Source organism: Pleomorphomonas koreensis DSM 23070, assembly GCF_000425185.1.
GTDB classification, from domain to species: Bacteria; Pseudomonadota; Alphaproteobacteria; order Rhizobiales; family Pleomorphomonadaceae; genus Pleomorphomonas; species Pleomorphomonas koreensis.
Map to the genome: position 1 here is coordinate 65,158 of NZ_AULH01000018.1, position 14,564 is coordinate 79,721.

At 67.9% G+C, this 14,564-nt stretch carries 12 protein-coding genes; 5 read left to right on the top strand and 7 right to left on the bottom strand.

Annotation, left to right across the window (positions count from 1 at the left end):
* Window positions 1–43: 43 nt before the first annotated feature.
* Both H512_RS0115780 and H512_RS0115785 read right to left on the bottom strand, forming a co-directional pair.
* Complete coding sequence (locus tag H512_RS0115780) at window positions 44–1,033, bottom strand: transporter (protein ID WP_026784266.1); 990 nt, start codon at window positions 1,031–1,033, stop codon at window positions 44–46.
* Window positions 1,034–1,145: 112 nt separating this feature from the next.
* On the bottom strand, window positions 1,146–1,496 hold the full coding sequence (locus H512_RS0115785) for a RidA family protein (protein ID WP_026784267.1): 351 nt from the start codon (window positions 1,494–1,496) through the stop codon (window positions 1,146–1,148).
* Between the two features lie 262 nt (window positions 1,497–1,758).
* Here H512_RS0115785 and H512_RS24385 point away from each other — a divergent pair, with 262 nt between their 5' ends.
* Window positions 1,759–2,574 (top strand): YdcF family protein, encoded by an 816-nt coding sequence (locus tag H512_RS24385; RefSeq protein WP_053239946.1) that lies wholly within the window; start codon window positions 1,759–1,761, stop codon window positions 2,572–2,574.
* A 182-nt stretch (window positions 2,575–2,756) separates the two neighbouring features.
* The gene (locus H512_RS0115795; protein WP_245585429.1) at window positions 2,757–4,427 is read left to right on the top strand and encodes an MFS transporter; all 1,671 of its coding nucleotides are present in this window, start codon (window positions 2,757–2,759) and stop codon (window positions 4,425–4,427) included.
* A 61-nt stretch (window positions 4,428–4,488) separates the two neighbouring features.
* On the opposite strand, the gene H512_RS0115800 is transcribed toward H512_RS0115795, so the two are convergent.
* From H512_RS0115800 to amaB, 3 genes are read right to left on the bottom strand one after another with little or no spacing between them, the layout of a single operon-like run.
* Complete coding sequence (locus H512_RS0115800; protein WP_026784269.1) at window positions 4,489–6,156, bottom strand: thiamine pyrophosphate-binding protein; 1,668 nt, start codon at window positions 6,154–6,156, stop codon at window positions 4,489–4,491.
* A gap of 28 nt (window positions 6,157–6,184) precedes the next feature.
* Window positions 6,185–6,982: a 4-hydroxy-tetrahydrodipicolinate reductase gene (gene dapB, locus H512_RS0115805; RefSeq protein WP_026784270.1), complete on the bottom strand. Its 798-nt coding sequence runs from the start codon at window positions 6,980–6,982 to the stop codon at window positions 6,185–6,187.
* A 4-nt stretch (window positions 6,983–6,986) separates the two neighbouring features.
* The gene (amaB, locus tag H512_RS0115810; protein WP_026784271.1) at window positions 6,987–8,504 is read right to left on the bottom strand and encodes an L-piperidine-6-carboxylate dehydrogenase; all 1,518 of its coding nucleotides are present in this window, start codon (window positions 8,502–8,504) and stop codon (window positions 6,987–6,989) included.
* A gap of 111 nt (window positions 8,505–8,615) precedes the next feature.
* Here amaB and H512_RS0115815 point away from each other — a divergent pair, with 111 nt between their 5' ends.
* Window positions 8,616–9,530, top strand: coding sequence for a LysR family transcriptional regulator (locus H512_RS0115815; RefSeq protein WP_026784272.1), 915 nt, complete (start codon window positions 8,616–8,618; stop codon window positions 9,528–9,530).
* 104 nt (window positions 9,531–9,634) lie between these two features.
* Here H512_RS0115815 and H512_RS0115820 read toward each other — a convergent pair whose 3' ends face one another.
* Window positions 9,635–10,384: an SDR family NAD(P)-dependent oxidoreductase gene (locus tag H512_RS0115820; RefSeq protein WP_026784273.1), complete on the bottom strand. Its 750-nt coding sequence runs from the start codon at window positions 10,382–10,384 to the stop codon at window positions 9,635–9,637.
* Between the two features lie 360 nt (window positions 10,385–10,744).
* Here H512_RS0115820 and H512_RS0115825 point away from each other — a divergent pair, with 360 nt between their 5' ends.
* Both H512_RS0115825 and recQ read left to right on the top strand, forming a co-directional pair.
* Complete coding sequence (locus tag H512_RS0115825; protein ID WP_026784274.1) at window positions 10,745–11,635, top strand: hypothetical protein; 891 nt, start codon at window positions 10,745–10,747, stop codon at window positions 11,633–11,635.
* A gap of 259 nt (window positions 11,636–11,894) precedes the next feature.
* Entirely contained in the window at window positions 11,895–13,697 is a 1,803-nt protein-coding gene (gene recQ / locus H512_RS0115830; RefSeq protein WP_026784275.1) for a DNA helicase RecQ, read from the top strand.
* Window positions 13,698–13,990: 293 nt separating this feature from the next.
* On the opposite strand, the gene H512_RS0115835 is transcribed toward recQ, so the two are convergent.
* On the bottom strand, window positions 13,991–14,551 hold the full coding sequence (locus H512_RS0115835; protein ID WP_245585430.1) for a TetR/AcrR family transcriptional regulator: 561 nt from the start codon (window positions 14,549–14,551) through the stop codon (window positions 13,991–13,993).
* Window positions 14,552–14,564 lie beyond the last annotated feature (13 nt).

Genomic DNA, 14,564 nt, shown 5'->3' on the forward strand with positions numbered 1-14,564 from the left:
TCCGCGCATCCCGCCGGCCGCCCTTCGGGGCGGCCGCTTTGTTTCAGAGGATGCCGACCTTCTTCAGGAACCACCAGGCGCCCCACACCGACAGCCCGCCCAGCAGGAACGCCAGCAGCGTGCCGAAGTGTTCGCCGGCGAACGGCAGGCCGCCGGTGTTCATGCCGAAGAAACCGGTGACCAGCGTCGGCGGCAGCAGGAAGGCGGTCATGATCGACAGTATGTAGAGGTGGCGATTGGTTTCCGACGAGATCTTGGAGTCGATTTCCTCGTGCAGCAGGCGCGCCCGGTCCTGCAAGCCCTGCATCTCCTGCAACACCGATCCCAAAAGATCGGCCAGCGTCTCGGCCATCTCGACGGTGCCGGTCGGCAGCGGCTCGCGCTCGTCAAGGCGCTGGTAGCGGCGGAACAGCGCCACCGACGCCCGGAGCTGCCGGTTCAGCCGCACGACGGTGCGGCGGACCGGACCGAGGCGGCGGCGTTCGTCGCGCGGCGCCGTCTCGAACACATAGTCCTCGATGCGGTCGAGTTCGTCGCTCATCTCGGTGACCAGGGCGTCCAGCACCTTCTCGAACTCGGTGACCACGGCCGCGAACACGCCGACCGTGCCGTGGATCGCAAGGCCGCGATCGACGGCGAGCCGCGCCGCCTCGACGCAGCGCAGCGGATGCAGCCGAGCGGTGACGATCAGCCGTTCGGAGGCGGCGAAGCGGAACCAGCCGATATCGTTGGTGTCGTAGTCGAAGGCGCGCTCGATGTCGGTGAACACGCCGTGCAGCACGCCGTCGTCGGAGGTGAGCACGACGTGGTTGTCGCGATCGGTCAGCGTGGCGCGCGCCGCCGGCGGCAGATCGGCGAAGCCTTCGAGGAATTTCGGCACCCGCGCGTCGCTGAGCGCCAGATGCAGCCAGACGAAGCCTTCCTCGACGACCAGATCCTCGCGCGGCGCGGTGGCCGGCAGCGGCCGGCCGAGGCCGTTGACCGGGTCGAAGCGGTAGGCCCAGACGAAGCCGGGGATCTCGGTGTTGAGCAAGGGCCAGGCACTCCGGACAGGCGCGGCGGAGGTTCGCCGGCGGCGCGGGCGGGGGTATCGCCCCGGCCTTTCCATGCAGGCGGCCGGGGCGGCTGGCAAGGAGACCCGGCGATCAGTCCGGCAGGGCAGCGGTGATGATGAACTCGACCTTGTATTCCGGCGCGGCGAGCTTGGCCTCGCCGGTAGCGCGGGCCGGCGTGTTGCCCGGCGAAACCCAGGTTTCCCACACCTCGTTCATGGCGGCGAAGTCGGCCATGTCGGCCAGCCACACGATCGCCTGCAGCACCCGCGTCTTGTCGGTGCCGGCAATGGCGAGCAGCCGGTCGACCTCGGCCAGCGCCTCGACGGCCTGCGACTTGACGTCGCCCTTGGGCGAGCCGATCTGGCCGGCCAGATAGACGGTCTTGTTGTGGACGACGGCGTTGCTCATGCGCTTGCCGGGCTCGATGCGGGTGATCGCCATTGGCGGAAGTCTCCGTTTGCTGCGGCGGCCGGCCCATCCGGCCCGCCGGTCTGCCCGTTGCCTATCCGCTCGGCCCGATGCCCGCAACAGGAAAACATGCAGGCCGGATTTGCACCGGGCAGCGGATTTCGGCGGCGTCTGGATCGATTAGGGACGGCCGTCCGGCCTCAATGAGCGGTGCCACGGATGGTCGCCGGCGGCCATGGCTCGTAGAAGCGATCGCGTGGCTCCTTCCCGAGCCCGGCCCACGCGGAGAGCTGCCATGTCCTTCTTCGGCCCCTACGGCCCGCTCGACGCCGGCGATCTCGCGGCGATCAACGTCGTGGCCCGCTTCCTGGCGCTCGACGACATCGGCGGCCGGGCGAAAGCCGACCGGCCGGCCTTCGATCTGGTGGTGCTGGCCGGCAATGCCATGCTGTGGACGCTGGAAGGGGCGGTGAGGAAGGCGCGCAAGGCCGAGGTGCCGCTCTTGATCTCCGGCGGCATCGGCCATTCGACGCGGCTGCTTGCCGCCGCCGTCGACGCCCATCCGGTCTACCGCCGGGCGCTGGGCGCCCAGACCTCGGAGGCTCGCCTGCTCGGCGACATCGCCGCCATGTTCCTGGGGCTCGACCAGTCGCGGCTGCTGCTCGAGGAGGCATCGACCAACTGCGGCGAGAACGGCCTGTTCAGCCGGCGCTTCCTCGACGAGCGCGGCATCGCGGCGAAATCGATCCTGCTCGTCCAGGACCCGCTGATGCAGCGGCGCACCGATGCCTCCTTCCGGCAGGCCTGGGCCGGCGCCGCCCGCCCGGCCATCGTCAACTGGCCGGTGCAGGTACCGCGCCTCGGCCATCGTCACGACCGCATCGACTATCTCCAGAGCCCGCTGAGCCGCAAGTGGACGCCGGAGCGCTTCCTGTCGTTGCTGACAGGCGAAATCCGCCGCCTTCGCGATGACGAGCACGGCTACGGCCCGCGCGGCAAGGGCTTCCTGCCGCATGTCGATATTCCCGACGATGTGGAAGTGGCCACGCGCCACATCCTGAGCTGCGGCAAGTTCGACGAAATAGTGTTGGACCGCCCGGCCGGCGGCTGACGCGCAACGGCGCTTTTCCGCCAATCGCATCGTTTTTGTAGACTAAAGATTACTATCTACGCATCTTCACGGATAAGCTTAACATACGTAGTGTTACGGCCGCTCCCGACCCGGGAGGAGCCGCCGGTCGTCGTCGACCGCCGGTCGGGGTGGAGCATATCGCCACCGTTGGAGGAATTTTCATGACAGCAGTCACCGCCGACCCGTCGAAGTCGCCGGGCTCGACCACGATGACGCGTGAGGAACGGCGCGTCATCTTCGCGTCGTCGCTCGGCACGGTCTTCGAGTGGTATGATTTCTATCTTTACGGCTCCCTGTCGGCGGTGATCGCCGCCCAGTTCTTCTCCGGCGTCAACCCGACGGCGGCCTTCATCTTCGCTCTGCTCGCCTTCGCCGCCGGCTTTGCTGTGCGGCCGTTCGGCGCGCTGGTGTTCGGCCGGCTCGGCGACATGATCGGCCGCAAGTATACCTTCCTCGTCACCATCCTGATCATGGGCACCTCGACCTTCATCGTCGGCATCCTGCCCAACTACGCTTCCATCGGCTTTGCTGCACCGGTGATCCTGATCCTGTTGCGCCTGCTGCAGGGTCTGGCGCTCGGCGGTGAGTACGGCGGCGCCGCCACCTATGTCGCTGAACACGCGCCCGACCATCGCCGCGGCGCCTATACCTCGTGGATCCAGACCACGGCGACGCTCGGCCTGTTCATGTCGCTCCTGGTCATCCTCGGCTGCCGCGTGCTGTTGTCGTCGGAAGACTTCAACGCCTGGGGCTGGCGCATTCCCTTCCTGGTGTCGATCCTGCTGCTGGCCATCTCCGTCTGGATCCGGCTGAAGCTCAACGAAAGCCCGGCCTTCCGCCGCATGCAGGAGGACGGCAAGACCTCCAAGGCGCCGCTCACCGAAGCCTTCGCCCGCTGGAAGAACCTGAAGGTGGTGCTGCTGGCGCTGTTCGGCCTGGTCGCCGGTCAGGCGGTGGTCTGGTACACCGGCCAGTTCTACTCCCTGTTCTTCCTGACGCAGACGCTGAAGGTGGAAGCGCAGACCGCCAATCTGTTGATCGCCGCCTCGCTGCTGCTCGCCACGCCGTTCTTCGTCATCTTCGGCACGCTGTCCGACCGCATCGGCCGCAAGCCGATCATCATGGCCGGCCTGCTGCTCGCCTGCCTCACCTATTTCCCGATCTTCAAGGGGATCACCCACTACGCCAACCCCGCCCTCGAACACGCCGTCGCCAGCGCGCCGGTGACCGTGGTCGCCGACCCGAACGAATGCTCGTTCCAGTTCAACCCGGTGGGCACGTCGAAGTTCACCGCCTCCTGCGACGTCGCCAAGGCGGCGCTGGTCAAGGCGGGCGTGCCTTACACCAACGAGGCCGCGCCGGCCGGCACGCCGGCCACCGTCAGGATCGGCGACGCCACCGTCGCCTACGGCAGCGAGCCGGGCGCCGACGGCGCCACGCCGGCGCAGCTGTTCACCAAGTCGCTGACCGACGCCGTCACCGCCGCCGGCTATCCGGCCCAGGCCGATCCGGCGCAGATCAACCTCGTCATGGTGACGCTGCTGCTGTTCGTGCTGGTGCTCTACGTCACCATGGTCTACGGACCGATCGCCGCCATCCTGGTGGAGATGTTCCCGACGCGCATCCGCTACAGCTCGATGTCGCTGCCCTACCACATCGGCAACGGCTGGTTCGGCGGCTTCCTGCCGACCACCGCCTTCGCCATGGTGGCGGCCACCGGCGACATCTATTACGGCCTCTGGTACCCGATCGTCGTGGCGGCCGCCACGCTGGTGATCGGCATGCTGTTCGTCAAGGAAACCAAGGATAACGACATTCACGCCGACTACTGAGCCGGCCAAGGATCGCAGGGACGGGGCCCGGCCATCACGGCCGGGCCTTTCCATGTGCGGCTCACGCCCGGCCTGCGAACTGGTCGAGAGTCCTGGCCGGCGTCACCGCCTGCGGGTCGAGGAAGCAATGGACGATCGCCGGCTTGCCGGAGGCCAATGCCCGCTCGAAGGCCGGCGCGAATTCGGCCGTGCTGCGCACCGTCTCGCCGTGGCCGCCGTAGGCGCGGGCCAGCGCGGCGAAATCCGGGTTTCTCAACGACGTGCCCGAGACGCGGCCGGGATAGTCGCGCTCCTGATGCATGCGGATGGTGGCATACATGCCGTTGTCGACGACGATCACCACCACGGGAATGTCGTATTGCACGGCGGTTGCGAATTCCTGGCCGTTCATCAGGAAGCAGCCGTCGCCGGCAAACACCACCACCGGCCGCTCGGGGCACTGGCGCTTGGCCATCACGCCGGCCGGCACCGAATAGCCGACCGAGCCCGACGTCGGCGCGATCTGGCCGGCGAAGCTCGTATAGCGCCAGTAGCGATGCACCCAGATGGCATAGTTGCCGGCGCCGTTGACGACGATGGTCTCCGGCGGCAGGCGCTCGCGCAGCCAGACCACGGCGTCGCCATACTGGAAATCGCCGGGCAGCACGGTCGGCTTGTCGGTCCAGGCGAGGAAGTCGGCACGGGCCGCGCGCGTCTCGGCCGACCAGGGCAAGTCGGCCGGCGGATGCACGGTGGAAAGCGCTGCGGCGAAGGCGTTGGGCGTCGCGACGATGCCGAGCGCCGGCTGGTAGACGCGGCCGATCTCCTCCGGATCGGGATAGACGTGGATCAGCGTCTGCGTCGGCTGGGGAATGTCGATGAGCGTGTAGGACGAGGACGGCGATTCCGACAGCCGGCCGCCGATCAGCAGCAGCACGTCGGCGTCGCGGAGGCGGGAGGCGAGCTTCGGATTGGGGCCGAGGCCGAGGTCGCCGGCATAGTTGGGATGATCGGCCGGGAACAGTGACGCGCGGCGGAAGCTGGTCGCCACCGGCAGGTCGAAGCGCTCGGCGAAGCGGATCGCCTCGCGCCGCGCCCGCTCGCTCCAGCGCGAGCCCCCGAGGATGACGAGCGGCCGTTTCGCCTCCCACAGCAGCTTCTGGAGCCGCGCGAGGTCGGCGAGGCCCGGCCAGATCTCCACCGGCTCGACCACCGGCGCGTCGGCCACTTCGGCCGTCTCGGTCAGCATGTCCTCGGGCAATGACACCACCACCGGGCCGGGACGCCCCTGCATGGCGACGCGGAAGGCGCGGGCGATCAGTTCGGGGATGCGGGCGGCATCGTCGATCTCCACCACCCATTTGGCGATCGAGCCGAACACCGCCTTGTAGTCCATCTCCTGGAAGCAGCCGCGCTCCAGCATGCCGCGCTCGGCCTGGCCGACGAACAGGATCAGCGGCGTCGAATCGTGCTGGGCGATGTGCAGGCCCGGCGCGGCGTTGGTGGCGCCGGGCGCCCGCGTCACGAAGCAGATGCCGGGCTTGCCGGTCAGCTTGCCGTAGGCTTCGGCCATCATGGCGGCGCCGGCCTCGTTGCGGCAGACCAGGAGGTCGATCGGACTGCCGTGCAGCGCGTCGAGGGCGGCGAGATAGGATTCGCCCGGCACGCAGGTGATCCGCTCGACGCCCTGGCGGACCAGTTGATCGATCAGGATGCGGCCGCCGGTGCGGGAAGCGAGAGAGGAGGACAAGATGGCAACTCCGGAAAAAATGTGGCCGTCACTCGATCAGCTGGTCCAGCCCGCGCCGCAGCCCCGACCGCTCGCCCACCCGGCGGAGGGCGAGCAGCGTGCCGGCGACATAGGGCGCGGCGTCGGAGCCGGCGTCGTGGCGGATGACGAGGCGCTCGCCCGGCGCGCCGAACTGCGCCTCGCAGGACAAGACGTAGCCCGGCAGGCGCAGCGAATGCACCTGCACGGCATCGATGGTGCCGCCGCGTGTCTCCCGGATGCCGGCAAGCTCGCCGACCGGCACCGACGTGGCCGGCCGGCGCACCTCGCTCAGCCGCTCGGCCAGCTCGCGCGCCGTGCCGGAGGGTGTGTCGCGCTTTTCCGCCGCGGCGTAGTCGATCACCTCGACGTCGGCGACATATCTGGCGGCCATCAGCGCGAACTTGCTCATCAGCGTGGCGGTGATCGAATAGTTGCCGGCTGCGAACACGCCGACCTTCCTCGCCCGCGCCGCCGCGTCGATCTCGGCATAGTCGGTGGCCGAGAGGCCCGACGTGCCGATCACCACCGCGACGCCGGCAGCGATCGCCGCCAGCGTGTTGGCCTTCACCGCCTCGGGTGAAGTGTAGTCGACGAGCACGTCGGCGCCGGCCTTCAGCGCCTCCTCGACGGAGCCGACCACCCGGATGCCGACGGCCGCCCCACCCAGCGCCTCGCCGATGTCGCGGCCAGCCGCCGCGCGGGCCACGGCGCCGACCAGCGCCAGATCGGCCGCCTCGAGCACGGCCTGCGCCACGGCGCCGCCGGTCCAGCCGGTAGCGCCGGCGACGATGACCCGGATCGCCATTGTCTCACTCCACGTCGAAGGCGACGCCCTGCGCCAACGGCAGGTCGCGGCCGTAGTTGATGGTGTTGGTGGCCCGCCGCATGTAGGCCTTCCAGGCGTCGGAGCCGGCTTCGCGGCCGCCGCCCGTCTCCTTCTCGCCGCCGAAGGCGCCGCCGATCTCGGCGCCCGACGGGCCGATGTTGACGTTGACGATACCGCAATCCGAGCCGCCTGCCGACAGGAAGCTTTCGGCTTCCCGCAAGTCGTTAGTGAAAATTGACGAGGAAAGACCCTGCGGCACGGCATTGTGAGCGGCGATCACCGCGTCGAGATCGGTGTAGCGCATGACGTAGAGGATCGGCGCGAAGGTCTCGGTCCGGACCACCTCGGTCTGAGCCGGCATCTCCACCAGCGCCGGCCGGACGTACCAGGCGTTGCCGCCGAGATCCTGGCGGGCGCGCTCGCCGCCATGGATGACGGCGCCGTCGGCCCGCGCCTTGTCGAGCGCCGTCTGCATGCGGTCGAAGGCGGCGGCGTCGATCAACGGGCCGACCAGCATGCCCGCCTCGCGCGGATCGCCGATCGTCACCGAGGCATAAGCCCGGCGAAGACGCGGCAACAGGGCGTCGTAGACGGCTTCGTGGATGAACAGCCGCCTCAGCGTCGTGCAGCGTTGGCCGGCCGTGCCCATCGCCGCAAAGGCGACGCCGCGCACCACCAGATCGAGATCGGCGCTGGGCGCGACGATGGCGCCGTTGTTGCCGCCGAGTTCCAGGATGGCGCGGGCGAAGCGGGCGGCAAGGCGCGGCGCCACGGCGCGGCCCATGGCCGTCGAGCCGGTGGCCGACACCACAGCGACGCGGGTATCGTCGACCAGCGCCTCGCCGGCCTCGCGGCCGCCGATGATCAGCCGTGACAGGCCGAACGGCGCGCCGGCCTTCTCGGATGCCTTCTCGAACAGCGCCTCTACGGCGAGTGCCGTCAGCGGCGTCTTCTCGGACGGCTTCCAGACGACGGTGTCGCCGCAGACCAGCGCGATCGCCGCATTCCACGACCAGACGGCGACGGGAAAGTTGAAGGCCGAGATGACGCCGACCACGCCGAGCGGGTGCCACGTCTCCATCATGCGATGGCTCGGCCGCTCGGTGGCGACCGTCAGGCCATAGAGCTGACGCGACAGGCCGACCGCGAAATCGCAGATGTCGATCATCTCCTGCACCTCGCCGAGGCCCTCGGAGACGATCTTGCCGGCCTCGATGGTGACGAGCCGGCCGAGATCGGCCTTGGCGGCGCGCAGTTCCAGGCCGAACAGGCGGACCAGTTCGCCACGCCTGGGCGCCGGCACCAGTCGCCATTCCCGGAAGGCGGCATCGGCGGCGGCGATGGCGGCGTCGCGGCCAGTGGCATCGGTCTCGCGCACTTCGGCGATGCGCTCGCCTGTTATCGGCGAGGTCACGACAAGACTGCCGCCGGTGACGGCGTCGGCGGGAACGCCGAGGCGGGCTAGGAGATCGGCGGTTTCAGTGACAAGGCTGGCGGGCATCGGGCGTTCTCGCTATGGCTGGCTGCACCGAGGTTAATCGCCCGAGCCCCCTCCCCGGCAAGCGATGATTTCTGGTAAGGTCATGAGGAAAACTCATGACCGGATGCCCGCATGGCCCGCGATCTCCTGCCGTCGATCGGCGCGCTCGTCGCCTTCGAGAGTGCCGCCCGCCATCTCAGCTTCTCCCGTGCCGCCGCCGAGTTGCACCTGACGCAGGGCGCCATCAGCCGGCAGGTGCGCGAGCTGGAGACGCGGCTCGGCCTGGCGCTGTTCGAGCGGATCAACCAGCGCGTCTTCCTCACCGACGCCGGCGAAGCTTATCGGCAGGAGGTGGCACGCATCCTCGCCGATCTCGCCGCCGCGACCGAGCGACGCATGGCCAGCGCCGGCGGCGCCGAGGTGCTGCACCTTGCCGTGCTACCCACCTTCGCGGCGCGCTGGCTGGTGCCTCGCCTGCCGAAGTTCCTCGCCGGCCATTCGCAGGCGACCGTCAACTTCACGGTGCGCAACGAGCCGTTCTCCTTCGAGGGGGGACCGCTCGACGCGGCCATCCACTTCGGCGAGCCGACCTGGCCGGGCGCCGTCTGCGAGTTCCTGTGCAGCGAGGCGGTCTATCCGGTGGCTTCGCCCGCTTTCCGCGACCGGCATGGCCTGGGAACCGCCAGGGCGATCGCCGAGGCGCCGCTCCTCCACCAGTCGAGCCGGCCGACCGCCTGGGCCGACTGGTTCGCCGCCGAGGGTCTGTCGGCCGCCGGCGCCTGGCGCGGCTCGCGTTTCGACCAGTTCTCGATGATCGCCGAAGCGGCGGTCGCCGGCCTCGGCGTGGCGCTGATGCCGCGCTTCATGGTCGAAGCGGAGCTGGCCGCCGGCCGGCTGGTGCTGCTGACCGGACGGCCGCTCGACGTCGGCAAGGCCTATTGGTTCGTCTATCCCGAGGCGAAAGCCCGCTCGCGGCTGGTGCGGGCCTTCGGCGACTGGCTGAAGGCGGAGACGGCAACGCCGTCCGCGCCTCCGGCCGGCAGCTAGAGCAGTACCGGTGAAATCGGGTTCACCGGGAATGCTCTATCTCTTTGTTCAGATGCAATTCCGGACGCAAAACCGGTTCCCACTTTTGCTGGAATTGCACTAGATCACTGACTCGTGGCGCCGCCGTCCATCACCAGCGTGGTGCCGGTGCAGAAGGAGGACTCGTCGCTGGCCAGGAACAGGATGCCGTTGGCGATCTCCAGCGCCTTGGCGGCGCGCCCCATCGGCACGGTGGAGATCACCATCTTTTCGAAGTCGCTGCCCTCCGGCACCATGTCGGAGGTGGTGAGACCGGGCAGCACGGCGTTCACGCGAATGCCGGAGGTGGCATATTCGAGCGCTATCGCCTTGGTGAACTGCTTGATGGCGCCCTTGCTGGCGCAATAGGAAGCGTGGAAGGGCACGGCGGTCTCGGAAGCGATCGAGGCGATGTTGACGATGGCGCCCTTCCCGGCGGCCAGCATGTGCGGCAGCACCAGCTTGGTCAGCCGGAAATAGCTGCGGACGTTGGTCTCGAACACCGGATCGAAATCGCGCGCTTCGTCCATCTCCAGGAAATTGAAGGTCTTCAGCACGCCGGCATTGTTGATCAGGATGTCGATGCGGCCGTAGGTCTTCATCGCCGTGTCGACCAGCCGTACGAGGTCGTCGGCCTTGGTGGCGTCGGCTTGAACGAAAGTCGCCTCGCCGCCAGCCTTGCGGATCTCATCGACCAGACTGGCGCCCTGCTCGGCGCGGCGGCCGGTGACCACCACCTTGGCGCCCTCGGCTGCGAACAGCAGCGCCGTCGCCCGGCCGATGCCGGAGGTGGCGCCGGTGACGATGGCAACCTTGTCGTTCAATCTTCTGGACATTCCGAACTCCTGCTTTCCTGAACCCCAAGCCCGCGCCGTGACGGCTTAAACTTGATGGTTAGACTATAGTTAGGCAGGGAAGCGGACGGGCAGGAGCGGATGTCTACGTACAGAAAGCCGCATCCGGCGGCTGAACCGGTTGAAGCGACAGCTTAATCGTTCTCGCGGATTGCCGGAATGCCGTACGGCCGCGATGGCGGGTCAAGTCACCCCGCGCGGAACCTTTTTCATTTTCAGACGCTTATTAACCGTGGCCCCCGCCATCGCCACGCAACCCGCCGATGCGGCGGGCAGGAGCCAGCGCGGGGACCGATCACGGGCGTCTGCAATCAGCCGACGTTCGCGCGACAGGAGGACATCATGGCATCCACGTTCATTGCGACCGAAAACCCGCCTTCCGTCGAATCCTCATCGTCGGCGGTGAGCTGGGGATCGATCATCGCCGGCGCCTTCACGGCATCCACCGTCAGCTTCATTCTCATTCTTGTCGGCTCGGGGCTGGGCCTGACCATGGTCTCGCCTTGGACAAACCAGGGCGCCAGCGTCACCACCTTCGCCATTTCCGCCGCCATCTGGATGATCGTGGTGCAGGGGCTGGCCTCCGCCTTCGGTGGTTATATGACCGGCCGGCTGCGCACCAAGTGGGTCGGCCTCCATACCGACGAGACCTTCTTCCGTGATACCGCGCACGGTTTTCTCGCCTGGGCGCTGTCGACGCTGATCGTCATCTGCATCGCCACGTCCACCCTGTCGTCGGCGGTCGGCACCGGCGTGCAGGCGGCCTCCAACGTCGCTTCCGGTGCCGCCATGGGCGCCTCGGCCGGTGCTGCATCGAGCGCCGACGAAGGAAGCGGCAGCGCCGCCACCTCCTATTTCGTCGATAGTCTGTTCCGTCCGAACGATCCGGCCCGCCTCGCCGCGCCCGGCGCCGAGGGCGATGCGGCGGCGGCCGCGCAGGCGTCGCGCATCCTGATCGCCAGCGCCGCTGCCGGCGAGATCTCGCCTGCCGACAAGACCTATCTCGGCCAGCTGGTGGCCGCCCGCACCGGTCTGTCGGAGGCCGATGCCACGGCGCGCATCGACGCCGTCATCGCTCAGGCCCAGCAGGCGAAGGTGAAGGCGCAGGAAGCCGCCGACGCTGCTCGCAAGGCCGGCGCGGCCTTCGCCCTGGCGGCTGCCCTGTCGCTGCTGGTCGGCGCCTTCCTGGCGAGCGCCAGCGCCGCCTGGGGTGGCCGGCTGCGCGACAAGTAAAATGGCCCGGCGCTTCGGCGCTGCTGCCAACGGGAAACGGCCGGTGCCTCGCGGGCACCGGCCTTTCCTTTATATGAGAGGACAGACCCATGCCGGAAATTTGTGACCATCGGCTGCGGCGTCCGCTATTTCGTCCGATCGGCGAACACCGGCGGGCCGACATCAAATAGCCGGGAAAGCGTTGGATTTCCTCCAGGCAGGCGGGCCTGCGGCAAACCTGTTATGATGCTCCCTCCTTCCGATTCTTGTCCGAGCCGTCGTGACCGCCCGCCCTCTGCACATTCTGAAAACCGTCTATGGCTACGACGCCTTCCGCGGACCCCAGGCTGCAATCGTCGACCATGTGATGGCCGGCAACAACGCCTTCGTGCTCATGCCGACGGGTGGCGGCAAATCCCTCTGCTATCAGATACCGGCGATCGCCCGGCCCGGCATGGGCCTCATCGTCTCGCCGCTGATCGCCTTGATGGCCGATCAGGTGGCGGCGCTGCGGCAGGCGGGCGTCAAGGCCGCCGCGCTCAATTCCGACCTGCAGGGCGACGAGCGATACGCCCTGTGGCGGGCCATATCGAGCGGCGCGCTGGATCTCCTCTACGTCGCGCCCGAGACGCTGCTCAGGCCCGACATCCTGGACCTGCTGCACCGCACGCCGCTGTCGCTGATTGCCATCGATGAAGCGCATTGCCTGTCGCAATGGGGGCACGATTTCCGTCCCTCCTACCGCCAACTCGACGCGCTCGTCACGCAATTCCCCGACACGCCGCGCATGGCGCTGACGGCGACGGCCGACGCGCCGACCCGCGCCGAGATCCTGTCGCATCTGCACATCGCCGAAAGCGATGCCTTCGTCGCCGGCTTCGACCGCCCCAACATCCGCTACGCCATCGCGGAGAAGGACAATCCACGGGCGCAGTTGAAGCGTTTCCTGAAGGAACACGAGAGCGAAAGCGGCATCGTCTACTGCCTGTCGAAGAAAAAGACGGAGGAGACGGCGGCCTGGCTCTCCGAGCAAGGCTACACCGCGCTGCCCTACCACGGCGGCATGGACAAGGTGGAGCGCCAGAAGAACCAGACGCGCTTCCAGCGCGAGGAGGCCGTCATCATGGTGGCCACCATCGCCTTCGGCATGGGTATCGACAAGCCCGACGTGCGCTTCGTCGCCCATCTCGACCTGCCCGGCAGCATCGAGGCCTATTACCAGGAGACCGGGCGCGCCGGACGCGACGGTCTGCCGTCGGATACGCTGATGCTCTACGGCCATGAAGACATCGCGCAGCGCATCCGCTTCATCGAGGAGTCCGACGCGCCGGAGCAACGCAAGCGCATGGAGCGGCAGAAGCTCGATGCGCTTCTCGGCCTTGCCGAGACGGCGAGCTGCCGCCGCCAGGTTCTGCTGTCCTATTTCGGCGACCATTCCGAGCCTTGCGGCAACTGCGACACCTGCGCCGAGCCGCCGGAACTGTTCGACGGAACGGTGGCGACGCTGAAGGCCCTGTCCTGCATCCACAGGACCGGCGAACGCTTCGGCCAGGCCTACATCGTCGAGGTGCTGCTGGGCGGCTCGGACGAGCGCATCGTCCGGTCCGGCCACGACCGGATCTCGACCTATGGCATCGGCAAGGAGCACGACAGCCGGACCTGGCGCGCCATCCTGCGCCAATTGATCGCGCTGCGCCTCGTCGACGTCGACCTGGCCGGCCACGGCGGGCTGTCGATCTCGGAGGCCGGCCGCCGCTTCCTGCGCGAGAAGCCGACGCTCATGCTGCGCGCGCCGGCCAGAGCGCGGGCCGCGCCAACCAAAAAGGACCGCGCCCGGACGGCGATCTCCCTGCCCGAAGCCGACCGGACGCTGTTCCAGGCGCTGCGCGAGAAACGCAGCGAGCTTGCCCGCGCGCAGGCCGTGCCGCCTTATGTGATCTTCCACGACAGGACGCTGATCGAGCTGGCCGCCGCGCGCCCCGCCTCGCGATCGCAGATGGCGAAGGTCCCCGGCGTCGGCGAGGTCAAGCTGGATCGCTACGCCGCCGTCTTTCTTGCCGTGATCGCCGAGCATGTGGAATAGCCCGGAGTCGGGCGGATATCGTCGGCTGACCGCTCCGCCGAGGTTCCATCTGGCACAGGCGCGCCCGGCTCGGAAAGCGCGTGCCGCATGCCGAAATCTGTTTCATTGAGGAGGGGGATCACTTCCTGCCGGGTCAATCGAAGCGAGCGTTCGATTTCCTGGTCCGCAGCCTGGAAGTGCACGATGCCTGGCCCGCGGTGTTTCCAAGCCGCCGCAGTTTTCGCGAGATAACTATCGGCGACAATGGCGTCGGCCCCATACCGGGGTCGCGCCCGAGAAGCGTATGTTGCGGCTCATCGTTTCTTTAGCAGGTGCTCGAAGATAGTCTCCACGTCGTCGAGAAACCCGCGCCACTCGCCGTCCTCGTCAATTCCGACGATGCGCAGCAGGAACAGGCCCTCGGCCGCCAGCAGAGCGACACGGGCCGCCTGCGCGTCGTGCGTGTTTCCGCCCAGACGCTCGAACATCGAGCGGTACCACTGGCGGGTTTCGATGACATTTTGCGGGTTCTGGATGTAGGCGATCATCAGGCCGGCCATCTTGGCGTTCATCGCCGCCTGGGAGCTGCGCATGACCTTGATGTACTTTCGGACGAGATCGGCAGGCGGAAGACCGTCAATTTCACCCAGCAGTTCGTCGAATTGATGCGTCCATCTCCCGATCAGCGCCCTGACCAGATCGTCTTTCGACGAGAACGAGTACTGGACGCCACCCTTCGTAATGCCGGCCGCTTTGGCCAACGCATCGATCGTCAGGCCGGCCGCGCCTTCGCTGCGAACGATCCCTTCCGCGAGTTCGAGCAGACTCTCACGCGTGATCGTCGGTTTTCTGCCCAATCTGTCGTCCTCCATCATCCAGCGCCATTGA